The organism is Sneathiella aquimaris (assembly GCF_026409565.1).
In the GTDB taxonomy this organism is placed as follows: Bacteria; Pseudomonadota; Alphaproteobacteria; order Sneathiellales; family Sneathiellaceae; genus Sneathiella; species Sneathiella aquimaris.
Genome location: NZ_CP112881.1, coordinates 1,861,126 through 1,874,305, shown reverse-complemented (window position 1 = coordinate 1,874,305; position 13,180 = coordinate 1,861,126). Strand labels below are relative to the sequence as shown.

Annotated in this window: 21 protein-coding genes; 12 read left to right on the top strand and 9 right to left on the bottom strand. The window is 47.6% G+C overall.

All coding sequences use genetic code 11. The features are described 5' to 3' along the window. Window positions 1-13: 13 nt before the first annotated feature. The 7 genes from flhB to OIR97_RS08825 form a co-directional block, all read right to left on the bottom strand. A complete protein-coding gene (flhB, locus tag OIR97_RS08855) occupies window positions 14-1,081 on the bottom strand; it encodes a flagellar biosynthesis protein FlhB (RefSeq protein WP_169545297.1) in 1,068 nt (355 codons plus the stop codon). 4 nt (window positions 1,082-1,085) lie between these two features. Beyond that, window positions 1,086-1,847, bottom strand: a complete 762-nt coding sequence (gene fliR, locus OIR97_RS08850) for a flagellar biosynthetic protein FliR (protein WP_169545296.1) — start codon at window positions 1,845-1,847, stop codon at window positions 1,086-1,088. A 10-nt stretch (window positions 1,848-1,857) separates the two neighbouring features. Further along, window positions 1,858-2,121 carry a flagellar biosynthesis protein FliQ gene (fliQ, locus tag OIR97_RS08845; RefSeq protein ID WP_169545295.1) on the bottom strand — a complete coding sequence of 88 codons (264 nt, stop codon included), beginning with the start codon at window positions 2,119-2,121 and terminating at the stop codon, window positions 1,858-1,860. A 30-nt stretch (window positions 2,122-2,151) separates the two neighbouring features. Next, the gene (locus OIR97_RS08840; RefSeq protein WP_181017911.1) at window positions 2,152-2,481 is read right to left on the bottom strand and encodes a flagellar hook-basal body complex protein FliE; all 330 of its coding nucleotides are present in this window, start codon (window positions 2,479-2,481) and stop codon (window positions 2,152-2,154) included. 21 nt (window positions 2,482-2,502) lie between these two features. Then, a complete protein-coding gene (gene flgC / locus OIR97_RS08835) occupies window positions 2,503-2,910 on the bottom strand; it encodes a flagellar basal body rod protein FlgC (protein WP_169545294.1) in 408 nt (135 codons plus the stop codon). 14 nt (window positions 2,911-2,924) lie between these two features. Continuing rightward, a complete protein-coding gene (gene flgB / locus OIR97_RS08830; protein ID WP_169545293.1) occupies window positions 2,925-3,332 on the bottom strand; it encodes a flagellar basal body rod protein FlgB in 408 nt (135 codons plus the stop codon). 188 nt (window positions 3,333-3,520) lie between these two features. Next, window positions 3,521-4,087, bottom strand: coding sequence for a DJ-1/PfpI family protein (locus tag OIR97_RS08825; protein ID WP_169545292.1), 567 nt, complete (start codon window positions 4,085-4,087; stop codon window positions 3,521-3,523). Between the two features lie 509 nt (window positions 4,088-4,596). Between OIR97_RS08825 and OIR97_RS08820 the strand changes: the two genes are divergently transcribed. The 8 genes from OIR97_RS08820 (at window position 4,597) to OIR97_RS08785 (ending at window position 8,484) form a co-directional block, all read left to right on the top strand. After that, a complete protein-coding gene (locus OIR97_RS08820; protein WP_169545291.1) occupies window positions 4,597-4,923 on the top strand; it encodes an EscU/YscU/HrcU family type III secretion system export apparatus switch protein in 327 nt (108 codons plus the stop codon). After that, entirely contained in the window at window positions 4,920-5,219 is a 300-nt protein-coding gene (locus tag OIR97_RS08815) for a hypothetical protein (RefSeq protein WP_169545290.1), read from the top strand. The genes OIR97_RS08820 and OIR97_RS08815 overlap by 4 nt, the downstream gene beginning before the upstream one ends. 74 nt (window positions 5,220-5,293) lie before the next feature. Further along, the gene (locus tag OIR97_RS08810; protein WP_169545289.1) at window positions 5,294-5,674 is read left to right on the top strand and encodes a flagellar biosynthetic protein FliO; all 381 of its coding nucleotides are present in this window, start codon (window positions 5,294-5,296) and stop codon (window positions 5,672-5,674) included. Next, window positions 5,671-6,474 carry a flagellar type III secretion system pore protein FliP gene (gene fliP / locus OIR97_RS08805; protein WP_169545288.1) on the top strand — a complete coding sequence of 268 codons (804 nt, stop codon included), beginning with the start codon at window positions 5,671-5,673 and terminating at the stop codon, window positions 6,472-6,474. Before OIR97_RS08810 ends, fliP begins: the two co-directional genes overlap by 4 nt. Then, window positions 6,467-6,973 (top strand): EndoU domain-containing protein, encoded by a 507-nt coding sequence (locus tag OIR97_RS08800; protein WP_267177809.1) that lies wholly within the window; start codon window positions 6,467-6,469, stop codon window positions 6,971-6,973. The genes fliP and OIR97_RS08800 overlap by 8 nt, the downstream gene beginning before the upstream one ends. Window positions 6,974-6,980: 7 nt before the next feature. Continuing rightward, on the top strand, window positions 6,981-7,286 hold the full coding sequence (locus tag OIR97_RS08795) for a hypothetical protein (RefSeq protein WP_169545286.1): 306 nt from the start codon (window positions 6,981-6,983) through the stop codon (window positions 7,284-7,286). Next, a complete protein-coding gene (locus OIR97_RS08790) occupies window positions 7,253-7,981 on the top strand; it encodes a LysE family translocator (protein ID WP_219821701.1) in 729 nt (242 codons plus the stop codon). The genes OIR97_RS08795 and OIR97_RS08790 overlap by 34 nt, the downstream gene beginning before the upstream one ends. 110 nt (window positions 7,982-8,091) lie before the next feature. Continuing rightward, window positions 8,092-8,484 carry a flagellar basal body rod protein FlgC gene (locus OIR97_RS08785; RefSeq protein ID WP_169545285.1) on the top strand — a complete coding sequence of 131 codons (393 nt, stop codon included), beginning with the start codon at window positions 8,092-8,094 and terminating at the stop codon, window positions 8,482-8,484. Between the two features lie 101 nt (window positions 8,485-8,585). On the opposite strand, the gene OIR97_RS08780 is transcribed toward OIR97_RS08785, so the two are convergent. After that, window positions 8,586-9,551 (bottom strand): NAD(P)H-dependent flavin oxidoreductase, encoded by a 966-nt coding sequence (locus OIR97_RS08780; RefSeq protein ID WP_169545284.1) that lies wholly within the window; start codon window positions 9,549-9,551, stop codon window positions 8,586-8,588. A gap of 127 nt (window positions 9,552-9,678) precedes the next feature. On the opposite strand from OIR97_RS08780, the gene OIR97_RS08775 reads away from it, so the two are divergent. From OIR97_RS08775 to OIR97_RS08765, 3 genes are all read left to right on the top strand, one after another. Further along, window positions 9,679-10,257, top strand: a complete 579-nt coding sequence (locus OIR97_RS08775; protein WP_169545283.1) for a TetR/AcrR family transcriptional regulator — start codon at window positions 9,679-9,681, stop codon at window positions 10,255-10,257. Window positions 10,258-10,336: 79 nt separating this feature from the next. Next, complete coding sequence (locus tag OIR97_RS08770) at window positions 10,337-11,065, top strand: SDR family oxidoreductase (RefSeq protein ID WP_169545282.1); 729 nt, start codon at window positions 10,337-10,339, stop codon at window positions 11,063-11,065. Window positions 11,066-11,120: 55 nt separating this feature from the next. Further along, window positions 11,121-11,735 carry a 2-hydroxychromene-2-carboxylate isomerase gene (locus tag OIR97_RS08765; protein ID WP_169545281.1) on the top strand — a complete coding sequence of 205 codons (615 nt, stop codon included), beginning with the start codon at window positions 11,121-11,123 and terminating at the stop codon, window positions 11,733-11,735. A 62-nt stretch (window positions 11,736-11,797) separates the two neighbouring features. On the opposite strand, the gene OIR97_RS08760 is transcribed toward OIR97_RS08765, so the two are convergent. Next, on the bottom strand, window positions 11,798-12,262 hold the full coding sequence (locus OIR97_RS08760) for a winged helix-turn-helix transcriptional regulator (RefSeq protein WP_169545280.1): 465 nt from the start codon (window positions 12,260-12,262) through the stop codon (window positions 11,798-11,800). A gap of 123 nt (window positions 12,263-12,385) precedes the next feature. On the opposite strand from OIR97_RS08760, the gene OIR97_RS08755 reads away from it, so the two are divergent. Continuing rightward, the gene (locus OIR97_RS08755) at window positions 12,386-13,174 is read left to right on the top strand and encodes a VOC family protein (protein WP_169545279.1); all 789 of its coding nucleotides are present in this window, start codon (window positions 12,386-12,388) and stop codon (window positions 13,172-13,174) included. Window positions 13,175-13,180: the final 6 nt, after the last annotated feature.

The following is a 13,180-nucleotide window of genomic DNA, read 5'->3' as shown; positions in this document are numbered from 1 at the left end:
TACGCTCGTTTTCCTACTTCATTTTTTTTAGTTTTAGGACATAACCGATTACCTCGGCAACCGCCCTGTAATGTTCAAATGGAATTTGCTCGTCAATATCACAGGAAGCAAACAACGCCCTAGCAAGCGGCGGATTTTCCACAATGGGTATTTCATTCTCGTTCGCGATTTCACGAATTTTCAATGCGATATTATCCGACCCCATCGCCAGAACAATTGGCGCCGCGTCGATTTCCGGATCGTACCGCAACGCAACCGCGTAGTGGGTCGGGTTTGTCACAACCACATCAGAAGACGGGACAGCCTGCATCATCCGCTGACGGGACCGCTGCATCCGCAAAGACCTCAGTCTGGATTTGATCATAGGATCACCTTCCGACTGTTTGTTCTCGTCTTTGATCTCCTGCTTGGTCATGCGGAGGTCTTTACTGTGATTATAGCGTTGATACATATAGTCAGCGCCGGCGATCACGGCCATCAGGGAGGCGACACCAAGCAGCAAACTAAGGATCTGCTTTTTCAGGACCGCCAACACCCCCGAAACCTCATAGGACATCAATACAGGCAATTCGTCCATTTCAGGCATCACCAACCAAAAGGCCAGACTGCCGACCAAAATGATCTTCAGCATACCTTTCAGGAATTCGGCCATTGATTTCATTGAGAAAAGCCGTCCGACGCCCTTGAACAGGGAGATTTTACTAAACTGGGGCTTTATGCGTTCAGTCGACAGGACAGGGCGATGCTGGACCACATTTCCAAGAAATCCCGCCAGCATCAGAACACCAAGAACAGGGGCCATAACCCCGACGACAGCCCAACCCAACGCACCAAAGGTATCCCGCAGGTTTAAACCGCTTAAGGAGATGTTGTGGGGTTGCTCTAGAAATTTGTAGAGATCATAGGAGAGCCCCGTTCCTAAACCCCCAATAAAAATGACGGCAACCAAGGCAATTCCCATGGTCATAAACAAATGACCGACCTCTTGGGATTTGGGAACCTGGCCTTTTTTATGGGCATCCTCCAGCTTCTTGGAGGTCGGCTCCTCGGTCTTTTGGGATTCGTCTTGATCGTCTGCCATTCCGCTATTCTCCAAGGAAACGCATCAGCGTTTCCTCATAATAGTTTAGGAACAACATCATACTGCCGCTCAGCGTTATCGACAATACAGCGAAAGCAAGACCAATCTGCAAAGGCATTGCAACGAAGAAGATCTGTACCTGTGGCATCAGCCGGTTAATCAGCCCCACGCCAAAATAAAAGGTCAGACCGTATACCAGAAACGGCGCTGATATCTGAAATCCCAGTGCGAAACTACCAGACACAAAGCCAATCACCAGTTCAGCAACATCCCCAAGCGGCGGAACAACCCCCACTGGAAACAGAATGTAGCTTGAATAAGTCCCTTGTAAAAACAGATGGTGCAGGTCTGTTACGAAAATCAGTGTCATCGCCATGATGGTCAGAAAACTGCTGGTCACCGCCCCTTGTGTCATTTGGGCTGGATCAAAAAACTGGGCCGCAGCCAGACCGGCCTGCTGTGCGATGATTGTACCGGCCGTATGCAACCCACTGATCGCCAGACGAAGAGCCCCGCCAATAATCAAGCCAATAACGATCTCACCTAACAGAAGCAGGAACAATGCAATAACGGATACGGGTTGTTCTGGCAGCCGATCGACAACAAATTGTGTGACCAGAAACGTAACCGCGAGTGCAATACTCAGCCTGACACGCGGTGCAACAAATCCCTCACCAATGCCGGGGACGATCAGAAAAGCGGTTCCGATGCGTGCAAAAACCAGTAAAAAGGCAAAAATATTGACTGTGAGAAACTCGTTCAGCATCCGCCCACCCCTAAAGAGAGGCTATGCGTTGTGTAATTTGTTCCATCAAGTCAATCATCGCTGAAATCATAAATGGGAAAAACACGATCAATGTCAGGAAAATTGCAAGAATTTTCGGCACAAAGGCCAGCGTCATTTCTTGAATCTGTGTGAGCGCCTGAACCAATGCAACGACCAAACCAACGCTCAATGCCACCAGCATCACCGGCGACGCAACGATTAGCAACACCCAGATGCCCTCTCTGGCAACATCTACAACATCGGTGGGTGTCATGGTTTCTCCTCCTGCAAAAAGCTCAGGAGATTAGATTGGCATTTTAATGATGTCTTGATAAGCCTGAATCACACGATCACGGACAGAAACCACGGTTTCGAGTGTCGCTTCTGCACTACTGACGGCCGTTACGATATCTGCAAGCCCCGTATCACCGGTCAGCGATTTCAAACTTACCGTTTCTGCGGCCATGCCTTCAGAAATAGCTTCATTGCCGGCTTCCTGCATTAATTCGGAAAAACTCGGGCCTGTCGGAACTTCATCTGTCCCGACGGCGGCCCCGCCTGCCTTAACATTAGACAGGTTGTCCAATGCTTTTCCATAAGCCTGCATCGCGGACATCGGAGTTGTATCAACCATTTTTCGTTCTCCTATGTCCTATTAGCGCAAGATTTCAAGCGTTTGCATAATCATTTTCTTGGAAGCATCAATCACCCCAAGATTGGCTTGATAAGACCGTTGGGTTTCTTTCATATCCATTACTTCAACCAAGGCATTCACATTGGGTGTTTTTACATACCCGTCTGCATTCGCTGCTGGATGGTTAGGATCAAATTTTTCACCAAAAGCCGAGCCATCTTCAACGATTTTATCGACTGAAACCAGACGTGCGCCCAGTTCGCGATCCAGCTCGTTACTGAAACTAACCGTTTTACGACGATACGGGTCATCATCAGCGGTCCTGCCGACACTGTCCTTATTGGCCAGGTTTTCGGAGATAATCCGCATTCTTTCCCCTTGCGCCTTCATGCCGGAAGAAGAAATATTCAACGCTTTAAGCAAATCCATAATAAAGCTCCGGCTTACTGACGCCCTAGGGCGGTTTTAAGCATGTTCAAATGCTTTTTATAAAGGGTCGTGGTCATTTGATATTGTATCTGTGTTTCCGCCAACGACATCATCTGCTCTTCCAGAACAACACCGTTGCCTGTTGGAGAGACCTCGTACGGCTTCTTCACCTTCTTATTGACGAAATCGCTATCGCTGCCCCGTTCAAGCTGCATATGGCTTTTATTCGTGCTGGCGATCGTGACTTTCATGTTGTCAGGATGGGCGACCATGTCCTTGAATTTTAAAGGCTTCAGGTCTCTGGCTTCATAGTTCGGAGTATCAGCATTCGCAATGTTCTGGGACAGCACCTTTTGGCGGCTGGTCAACCATTTCATGCGCTCTGTTAGCGCTGCAAATAAAGGTATATCCTGTAAACTCATAAAAAGCCCAATTCACTCATCACAAACTGATCTGCTCTTACTTTAGGCTTCAACGGTTAACAAACTGTTAACTTCACATATTCATCTCGGACGGGATGCCCCCTATACCACGACCTGGCTTTCCATTTTCGCAAAAAAAAGCCTTCTGAAAACAGAAGGCTTTTTCACTAAGTATCTGGTTAAACCAATCAGGCGGCTTCCCATGCTTCCGGCTCGTAGCTCTGAATGCATTCAACAAATTTTTCTACCAAAGGCAAGATTTCTGTTTTTCCTGTGCAAAGCATAGAATCAACAGCAATGTCTGCCTCTGTAACAGTTGCTTCTTTTTCTACCATCAATTCTTTGATCGCGTCAGAGACAGCAACGGTCCGGTTTTCAAGAAGATCATCCACTGCGATAATTTTTGCAGCATCATCAAACAATGCGACAGGCTTATTGTCTTCCATGAAACCCCGCATGAAACGGGCTGTCTGTGGGTCTGCAGAAAGGCGCGCGACATGGCGGGAGCCTCCTGGAACAATCACAGCATCAAAATGATGAGACATAGAAGTTGGCAGATGAGAATTAGCAGGAAAGAAATGCCCCCAGTTACCGTCGTGCCAGCTGTTTACAACACCTTTTTCAGGGGAAACGATTTTAATCTCAGCTCCGGTATCGACCAGGTTTTTGTGCAAACCTGTCATGTGGGATTCTTCGAAACCGTTCGCAACAAGAATGGCAACTTTTTTACCGATAAGCGCATTTTCAAACTGCATAATTCATATATTCCTTTCTGGCAGCTACCTGAAAAGCAGGTAGCGCGTGACGTCCTCGGACGAAAGTGAGACAATCCCCGACACCGCACAATCGTGCAGCCCGCCTGTTAGCGCGTTTTGGTCGGACAAATTGTCTTTTGCAAAAATGAGGGGGTACCCTCACTGAAATTTCAAAATATTGCGACAGAGTATCAGGACTTCGGCGTCCACTGCGGCAATTCTGTGGCGGAACATAATCATTCCCTTAAAAACTTGCAAGAACGAATTGTGATTCTTTTTTTGAACGCACGTTCCAGTCGTTGACAAAACGGTCATCAAAGACCTTTTCTGACTGTTCGGGCCGAAAGTGACCACGTCCAATATTCGGCAGATGGCTTGTTCCCCACTCCCCCACCTACAAACAACTTACGAGGCAAATTCTATTTATTTTTCATATTACTAGCGACCATTTGACTTTGCTCTATTTTACTTCTACTTTTCTTTCTGGAGACTTGGATGGTGGAGCGCAAATGCCTGATAAACCGGACACTGATGGAACTGTCGAAAAAAGACAAATCGCTGTCGCGCTCAATCACGAAAAGGGCACCTCTAATGCTCCGGTCGTCACGGCAACCGGTCAGGGTGCGGTCGCAGAACAAATTCTTCAGATAGCTTTTGAAAATGGCATCAAGGTTCGAGAGGATGCAGACCTTGCCCAAATCCTGAAAGAAGTCAACATAGACACTCCTATTCCTTTGGAAGCCTTTGCCGCCGTTTCCGAAATTTTATCGTATCTTTATCGGGAACAAGGGGCGCCTGTCCCCCGCCCGGAGTTTAATGTAAGTGAGCCCAAATGACGTCTGAACCCTCCATCGAACAGTCAATCGGCTCGTTGAAACAGGAAATCCTGAATCATTTGGAGCAATCCAAAATGGGGGCGTCCATTGATATCTCACTTTTTCCGGAGCGATTGCTGGACCTTCACGAAAAGGTCAAAGCCCAGGATAACCCGGACAAGAGCCAACTCACCGAAAGCCTTAAAGAGGTGCTGGAAGCGTTGGATTTACTGGCCGCCGAAATTCGACTGAAATATGATGAATTGTCCACCACTGTCGATAATCTGGAAGGAACAACAGAAAAAAACAAAGAATAGTTTCCAATTCAATTTTCGCAAGGTACCCTTTGTAACGTAAAGATTGTTTCGCCAACCGATAGAGCTAGAGGACCATGGAACTCCTTCCTTATATTAAATATATAGCCGTCCTGATCCTCGTTTTAGGACTTATCGGACTCCTGACCCTTATTGCCCGGAAATTTGGTATGGTGGCAAAAGCAGACGGAAAACGGGGCGAGAAAAAACGCCTGGGGGTCACTCAGGTTACCTCTGTTGACGCAAAACGAAAGTTGGTTTTGGTGCGCCGCGATGATCAGGAGCATCTTCTCCTGCTTGGTCCGGAGCGGGATTTGGTGATCGAGCAGAATATCCCCATCAAGCGTCGACCCGACCAGGAAAATCGGCCGAGCCCGTTCACAACAGAAACCGAACAGCAGGAGCCATTGGCCCCTAAACTTCCACCTTTGCATAAACGGGTTGAGCAATCTAAATGACAAAACGAATGCTTTCCGGGCTTGCCCATATAAATGGGCATCGATTGCGATATCTTTCGTTCTCTATCACCGCCCTGCTCGGCCTTATTGTCTGGTTCGTACCAGCAGAAGCCATCGCGCAAACCCTTTCTCTGGATCTTGGTGATGAAGCGGGGCCTTTGACCGGGCGGATCGTCCAGCTTGTTGTCCTGATGACAGTTCTTAGTCTTGCGCCAGCAATCCTGATTGTTACCACCTCGTTTACCCGATTAATTGTTGTACTTTCACTGCTTCGAAGTGCGATTGGAATTCAGACAACACCACCAAATGTTGTGATGATTTCCTTAGCGCTGTTTTTAACCGGTTTCATCATGGCTCCTACGCTAGAGGAAGCCTATGAAAAAGGGCTTTTACCCCTGATCAATGAAGAGATTGACGAAACAACCGCCTTTGAAAGAACGGCTATCCCGTTCCGGAATTTCATGCTGAAACACGCTCGGGAAAAAGACGTTCTTCTTTTCATGGATCTAAGCGCCGAAGAAGAAGTCACGACGCCGGAAGAAATTCCGCTAAAAGTGCTGATCCCGGCTTTCATGATCAGTGAACTAAAACGTGCATTTGAAATCGGCTTCTTACTATTTGTGCCCTTTCTGGTGATCGATATGGTTGTCGCTTCCATCCTGATGTCCATGGGTATGATGATGTTGCCGCCGGTTATGATTGCCCTGCCCTTCAAGTTGATCTTCTTCGTTCTTGTTGATGGCTGGAATTTGGTTTCCAAGAGCCTGGTGGAAAGCTTCGTGACGGGTGCCGGTGGTTAGCGGACAAAACCCCTTTGCCTATGCCCTACAGGGTTTCATCATTGGGCTTTTCCTTCTTGGCTTCACGTCAACGGTTTTCGCCTTTGAACGCGAACTCTGGTCGACCACAGATCCGCAAATCAACCTTGTTCATGTGTTTGATGGGGAAATTAACCGCAAAGATAAACCCACCGGCTTTCATCACTTATCTCCCCGCACCGACCCAGCCCGCAGCCGGATCAAGAAAGTACTAGCCGGCCCTGATAAAGCAGGGGTTTATACGGCGCTTGTTGAAATTTTCGATCGCAAACGAAACCAATGGAAAGAAAAATTTTCCAGCCTCTTTCCGTCCAGCCTGACCCGCGACACCCTGATTAACGGGATCCTTCACGCCTATCGAAACAATGAGCTCGGGACCGGCAGAAAATGGCGTGGTCCTTCCGGGCTGGGCTTTAAAATCGAAGGGTACCTGCTGAAGGACGGGCGTATCATCACAGCTTATCCGATATACCAACAATGAGGGTTTGATGATCTGTAAGCGCATCGACCATGGCCCTGAAATGAAACCGACCCTGCAGTGTGACGCAGACGCTGCCCTTCTTTGCGACTTTTTTGAAACTGAAGTTCAGGACAGAGCGGCCGTTGAAGAGCATATCCTTAAAGGTCTGGAAAGCTCGGCACTTGCTCAATATGAAGCTTCAGGTAACCTCTATACCATATTGTTTTACAAGAATAAATTCGAACTGACCCATCAGTTTGATGAGGACATTGCCTGCTCGGGGAGCATCAATGAATTTCTATGCATTCTGGAACTCTGGCGAGAAACTCACTAGACCTGTTCACTGAAAAATGTCAGACATTCACGTACGAACTTACCAGCGTCTTCAAACCCGCAAATGCCTGCCTTCAACTGACTTTAAACGAAAAAGTGCTGATGACTGTTGCCATCTACCCCCTGATTACGTATTCGCTGATTAATTCCGCAACCCCGGGGCCAAACAATATCATGCTGGCAACTTCCGGCGTAAATTTCGGGTTTCGCCGGACGCTTCCTCATATATTTGGCGTATATTTTGGGTTTCTGTTTATGCTTGCCGTGGTCTGCTTTGGACTAGGTCAGGTTTTTGACCATGTGCCCTTGTTGCAAGACTTCCTTCGATATGCCGGTAGTCTTTACCTTCTGTATCTGGCCTGGCGGATATTTTGGGCTGCCGAAACGTCCGAAACCACAACCGCGAAACCACTCACCTTTTTTGAGGCCGCCCTTTTCCAGTACATAAATCCAAAGGCCTGGATAATGGCGGGGACAATTCCGGCCGCTTTTGCGACAGGAAACGGTGTGTCCTATCTGGATATTGCGCTATTGGTTGGAGGGCAGGCTATTGCAGGTCTTCCGCCCATCCTTTTGTGGGTTGTTCTGGGAACTCAGCTGCGTCGCCTTCTCGCCTCTCCCCGATCCCGAAAAGTGTTTAACGCCGCGATGGCTGCTTTACTGGTATTTACTGTATTCCTGATTTTAACAGAATAGCCATATAAGAAATTAATACTTTGTTAACGAATAACCCCTATAAAGAGTATTAATGAAAACCAATATTCGTATAAAGTTTATTTAAAATTTTATACATATGGAGTTTGAAAATGGATTCAGTTATCGGATCAGCTTTGGCAGGAATGCGCGCCGCAACCCGGCATGTCGCAACCAGTGCAAGCAACATTGCCAATTCCCAGACAGTTGGCACACCCGGAGAAACTGGCGACAAAGCGGCTTATAAAGCCCTGGATGCCTTCCAGATTTCAGGACCCACAGGCGGCCCAGAAGTCGTCGTCAAGCCCAAGGACCCGGCCACAAGCCTATCCTATCAACCAAATCACTCTTTGGCTTCTGATGAAGGATATGTGGAAACACCCAATGTCGATCTCGCAACAAATCTGGTAAAGAGCCAGATTGCCCAGCGTTCATATGAAGCAAATATCGCCTCCATTATTACATGGGACGAAATACAGGCAACATTGCTGGACATCAAATCCTAGCCTCAATTGCTGTGACTATCCCTGTTCCGACCTCTGGCTGGAGCCTAAAAAAAAGCCTCTCAATCCGAGAGGCTTTTTCAGTATCAGCACTGTCCCAAAGTTCAGCCAACCGAAATGCGGTCTTTTGCGGCCTGATATTCTTTTGCAAGACGGGCGACCACGTCACCGGCAGACTGAATTTCCTTAATGGCACTGATCCCCTGACCACAGCCCCAAATGTCCTTCCAGGCCTTTGATTTCGAGCCGCCGCCTGAACCAAAATTCATTTTACTTGGGTCACTTTCCGGCAGGTTGTCCGGATCCATGCCCGCATTGATGATCGATGGTTTCAAATAGTTCCCGTGTACACCAGTAAACAGATTGGTATATACGATATCATCAGCACTACTATCGACCAGACACTGCTTATAACCTTCCAGGGCATTGGCTTCTTTCGTCGCAATAAAGGTCGACCCGATATAGGCCAAATCAGCACCCATCGCCTGTGCAGCAAGAACGGCGTCCCCTGTTCCAATAGAACCGCCCAGCAAGACAAGACCATCAAACCATTCGCGAATTTCCTGGATCAACGCAAATGGAGACAACGTGCCCGCATGACCACCGGCACCAGAAGCCACTGCAATTACGCCGTCTGCGCCTTTCTGGATCGCTTTTTTCGCAAAGAAGTTATTAATCACATCGTGAATAACAATACCGCCATAGGAGTGAATAGCCTCGTTCACGTCCTCACGGGCCCCCAAAGAAGTAATGACGATGGGAACTTTATATTTCACACACATTTCAACATCATGCATCAAACGATCATTGGATTTATGCACAATCTGATTAACTGCAAACGGCGCGGCTGGATTGTCTGGGTTCGCCTGATTATAAGCATCCAGTTCTTCAGTAATCTTGATCAACCATTCTTCAAGCACTTCTGCAGGACGGGCATTGAGGGCCGGAAAAGATCCAACCACACCCGCTTTACACTGCGCAATGACCAGATCAGGGTTTGAAATAATGAATAACGGTGACCCGATAACCGGGACGGAGAGGTTCTTTTGAAGAATGGGCGGTAAAGACACAGATATCTCCTATTTTACTGGCAAAAGGGCCGATGAATTATTTTCTTCCTAAGTGGACAAATGTCCGTATAATATGAAAACGGACATTTGTCCACATAAGATTTCGTTTATCGAGGAGAACCTGACGATGGCCCGGAGCGACGCCGTCCAGAACAGACAACGGATAATGGAAGCTTTTCACCGTGCAACGCGCACGGACCAGCCCGGCTTGCCAACCATGTCTGATATCGTCAAACATTCCGGATTGGGGCGCGGAACAGTGTACCGCCATTTTCCAGATATTGGCTCTCTTGCCTTCTCATTTATGGCCGTTGGTTATGAAGCGCTGTTTGACCAAACAAGAAATGCACTGCGGGCCGCCCGCTCCAAGCAAGAAACGCGCGCGGCGTTAAAAGACCATCTTCTGCGTTACCGCGCGTATTCCAAAGAACATCTTTCCATTTTAATCCGACCTGAATGCATTCTGTCGGACGGTTACATACTGGCGTCCACCAGCAACCGACATACGGTGCGCCGCGCCCTTCGGGATATCGCCGCCCCAAAAATCATTGAGCCCATCCTGTTAGAAACCACGTCGGATTTAATCGCCCGTTCGGCAGAACCGGCCAATATCGGGGTTTCTAACATTACATTTGAGATGGATGACACAATTGCTGAAGCTGCAATTGATATGGCCCTTACATTGATCGATCATGTTGTTCACTGAACCAGCCGATCAAATCGCCATTGACGCATGTCAGTCCAATTTATAAACTTAATAAAAATAAAAAGGATGGGAGATAAAAATGACCCAGCAAAAAGTGGCGTTGATTATTGGTGCAGGAGATGCAACAGGTGGCGCGATTGCCAAACGTTTCGCAAAAGAGGGATATGTTGCCTGCTGTGTTCGGCGAAATGGCGATAAACTGTCCCCCCTGATTGACGAAATTGTGGAGGACGGTGGTCAGGCCCATGGTTTTGGATGTGATGCCCGAAAAGAAGAGGATGTGCAAAGCCTGGTCAAGACCATTGAAAGCGACATTGGGCCAATCGAAGCCTTTATCTTTAATATTGGCGCAAATGTTCCGTCCTCAATTTTTGATGAAACGGCACGCAAATATTTCAAGATATGGGAAATGGGCTGTTTTTCAGCCTTTCTGACAGCCCGCGAGGTCGCCTTAAGAATGAAGCCGCGTGGTCAGGGCACCATGATTTTCACCGGAGCGACGGCCAGCACTCGCGGCAGCGCAAATTATGCAGCCTTTGCCGGATCAAAACATGCTTTAAAGGCATTGGCACAGTCTGTCGCCCGTGAACTGGGCCCCTTAGGCATTCACGTTGCCCATGTGATTGTTGACGGGGCCATCGACACCGATTTTATCCGTACAAATTTTCCAGAAAGATATGCCCTGAAAGAAAAAGCAGGTATTCTGGACCCGGATCACATCGCCGAAAACTATTGGCACATTCATACCCAGCCTAAAGATGCGTGGACGTTTGAACTGGATTTAAGACCATGGTCTGAAAACTGGTAAATCGCCATCACACTCAAAAGAAAAGAAAAGAAAAGAAAAAAACGAGGAACTTTCCATGACTATTACTGTTTCACTTCATATCGATGTTGCCAGCCCGAACTGCTATATGAGCCATAAACTGATACCGGGTATTGAAGAACGCCAGAATGTAACTTTCGAGTATTTTCCAGTTCTTTTGGGAGGCCTTTTCAAACTGACAAACAATCAGGCGCCTTTTATCACGTACAAGGATGTAAAAAATAAGCCTGAATATAATCGGTTGGAAATGATGCGATTTATCCGCGATCATGACCTTAACACATTCCGAATGAACGACCATTTTCCGATCAATACGGTCCCGTTGATGCGCGGTGCCATTGTCGCGGAACAGGAAGGCTTCCTGATGCCTTATCTGGATGCAATACTGAACGATATGTGGGAAAACAATCGAAACATGGGGGATCCGGAAGTCATTGCCGCCGCCCTGACAGAAAACGGTTTTGACGCAAATCACATCCTGAACCGTATTCAGGATCAGGACGTAAAGGATCAACTGATGGCCAATACCCAAAAGTCGGCGAAAATGGGGGTATTTGGTTGCCCGACCATATTTGTCGGGGAAGAAATGTTTTTTGGAAAAGACCGGATGGACGCTGTGGAGCGAGAAATCATTCGCCAAAAAAACTCCTGATGCAGGACCGGCCTCAACCAAATCAGAAGTGATGTAAAATCAAGGGCGCGGTTATCGTGCAATCAAGCCCGCTTTAGACCCGCTTTTGGGTTGCTGCGCACCTTGACGTCATGGGCGGTTACAGGCTCGCCGCATTCTGTACAGACTGTGACAGTATTAAAATCCTTCCCGCATTTGGTATGGGTCCGGATCACGGGAGGTTCCCCGTCGACGGCGTAGTGCCTATCTCCCCAGGCGACAATTGCCATTATCACGGAATGCAGATCCAATCCTTTTTCAGTAAGCTTGTAGTCATACCGCACAGGTTTTTCCTGATAGGGGACTTTCTTTAAAACCCCCTGTTCGACCAGCTTATTCAGGCGATCGGTCAGGATCGTTCGCGACAAATCAAGGTCTTCCAGAAAATCATCAAATCTTTTCACGCCAAGAAAACAGTTCCTTAGGATCAAAAGAGTCCATCGATCACCAAAGACGGCCAACGACCGTGCGACTGAACAGTTTTGCTCACTCAATTCTTCCCAACGCATACATTGCTCCCAAAAAACTTATTTGGACAATGATACTACATCCCCGTTCCAGTTTCAAAATTCGTTAAAAACGATTGCATATTTTATGAAATCTGGTCACCTTATTTCCATAAGGAAAACGGAATGGAACACAAAACCTATACAAGATTAAGACAGGTATGCCTGGCAACCGAAAATATACGGCTCTCCGAAGGTATCCTGGCGCGGGTATTAGGTCTTTCGCCTTGCCATAGAAGTACGTTGCCTGACTATGGTTTGGAAAACTCCCTATTTGTCATAGGGGCGAGTTTCATTGAACTGGTCGCCCCCATTGAGAAAAATACTGCGGTTTCCAGATTTCTTAAAAAAAACAACGGCCTTGGCGGTTATATGGCTATTTTTGACTGTGAAGACACAGCCCTTCGGAAACAGTTATTAAATCTGCAATTCATTGATATTATTGCTGAACGACAGGGCGAAAAAGCAGACCTCATCCAGCTGGACCCACGAAAAACAGGCCTGACAATGGTAGAGCTGGATCATCACAAAGAAGGTCGCAGACGGATGGACGGTTATGAATGGGCCGGGCCGAACTGGCAAAAGCATGTGTATCAGGCCGTGGTGGAAGACATCGTAAAATTTTCTTTCAGATGCCATGATCCCATCAAGAAAGCTGATCAATGGCGGCGTTTCCTGATCACCACCAAAAAACAGGCACCTGACAAGCCCGCTTCTATTGCACTCGACCACGGCACGTTAGAGTTTGAGAACTGTCCCCCCGATGCAAAGGAATATTTTTCGGAAATTCATCTGATCACCCATAGCCGAAAGTCCGTTCTTCAACGGGCCAGGCAAGAGCAGTTGGAAACCGCAGAAGACCGCTTTCATTTCTGTGGTGTGGATGTTGTCTTGATTGACAGCGAAAGTTCTTAACGGCTG

What these genes read in the sequence shown, in the direction of transcription:
- flhB (WP_169545297.1), bottom strand. Translation starts at nt 1,081, where the DNA reads ATGGCAGACGATCAAGACGAATCCCAAAAGACCGAGGAGCCGACCTCC.
- fliR (WP_169545296.1), bottom strand. Translation starts at nt 1,847, where the DNA reads ATGCTGAACGAGTTTCTCACAGTCAATATTTTTGCCTTTTTACTGGTT.
- fliQ (WP_169545295.1), bottom strand. Translation starts at nt 2,121, where the DNA reads ATGACACCCACCGATGTTGTAGATGTTGCCAGAGAGGGCATCTGGGTG.
- OIR97_RS08840 (WP_181017911.1), bottom strand. Translation starts at nt 2,481, where the DNA reads ATGGTTGATACAACTCCGATGTCCGCGATGCAGGCTTATGGAAAAGCA.
- flgC (WP_169545294.1), bottom strand. Translation starts at nt 2,910, where the DNA reads ATGGATTTGCTTAAAGCGTTGAATATTTCTTCTTCCGGCATGAAGGCG.
- flgB (WP_169545293.1), bottom strand. Translation starts at nt 3,332, where the DNA reads ATGAGTTTACAGGATATACCTTTATTTGCAGCGCTAACAGAGCGCATG.
- OIR97_RS08825 (WP_169545292.1), bottom strand. Translation starts at nt 4,087, where the DNA reads ATGCAGTTTGAAAATGCGCTTATCGGTAAAAAAGTTGCCATTCTTGTT.
- OIR97_RS08820 (WP_169545291.1), top strand. Translation starts at nt 4,597, where the DNA reads ATGCCTGATAAACCGGACACTGATGGAACTGTCGAAAAAAGACAAATC.
- OIR97_RS08815 (WP_169545290.1), top strand. Translation starts at nt 4,920, where the DNA reads ATGACGTCTGAACCCTCCATCGAACAGTCAATCGGCTCGTTGAAACAG.
- OIR97_RS08810 (WP_169545289.1), top strand. Translation starts at nt 5,294, where the DNA reads ATGGAACTCCTTCCTTATATTAAATATATAGCCGTCCTGATCCTCGTT.
- fliP (WP_169545288.1), top strand. Translation starts at nt 5,671, where the DNA reads ATGACAAAACGAATGCTTTCCGGGCTTGCCCATATAAATGGGCATCGA.
- OIR97_RS08795 (WP_169545286.1), top strand. Translation starts at nt 6,981, where the DNA reads ATGATCTGTAAGCGCATCGACCATGGCCCTGAAATGAAACCGACCCTG.
- OIR97_RS08790 (WP_219821701.1), top strand. Translation starts at nt 7,253, where the DNA reads ATGCATTCTGGAACTCTGGCGAGAAACTCACTAGACCTGTTCACTGAA.
- OIR97_RS08785 (WP_169545285.1), top strand. Translation starts at nt 8,092, where the DNA reads ATGGATTCAGTTATCGGATCAGCTTTGGCAGGAATGCGCGCCGCAACC.
- OIR97_RS08775 (WP_169545283.1), top strand. Translation starts at nt 9,679, where the DNA reads ATGGCCCGGAGCGACGCCGTCCAGAACAGACAACGGATAATGGAAGCT.
- OIR97_RS08770 (WP_169545282.1), top strand. Translation starts at nt 10,337, where the DNA reads ATGACCCAGCAAAAAGTGGCGTTGATTATTGGTGCAGGAGATGCAACA.
- OIR97_RS08765 (WP_169545281.1), top strand. Translation starts at nt 11,121, where the DNA reads ATGACTATTACTGTTTCACTTCATATCGATGTTGCCAGCCCGAACTGC.
- OIR97_RS08760 (WP_169545280.1), bottom strand. Translation starts at nt 12,262, where the DNA reads ATGCGTTGGGAAGAATTGAGTGAGCAAAACTGTTCAGTCGCACGGTCG.
- OIR97_RS08755 (WP_169545279.1), top strand. Translation starts at nt 12,386, where the DNA reads ATGGAACACAAAACCTATACAAGATTAAGACAGGTATGCCTGGCAACC.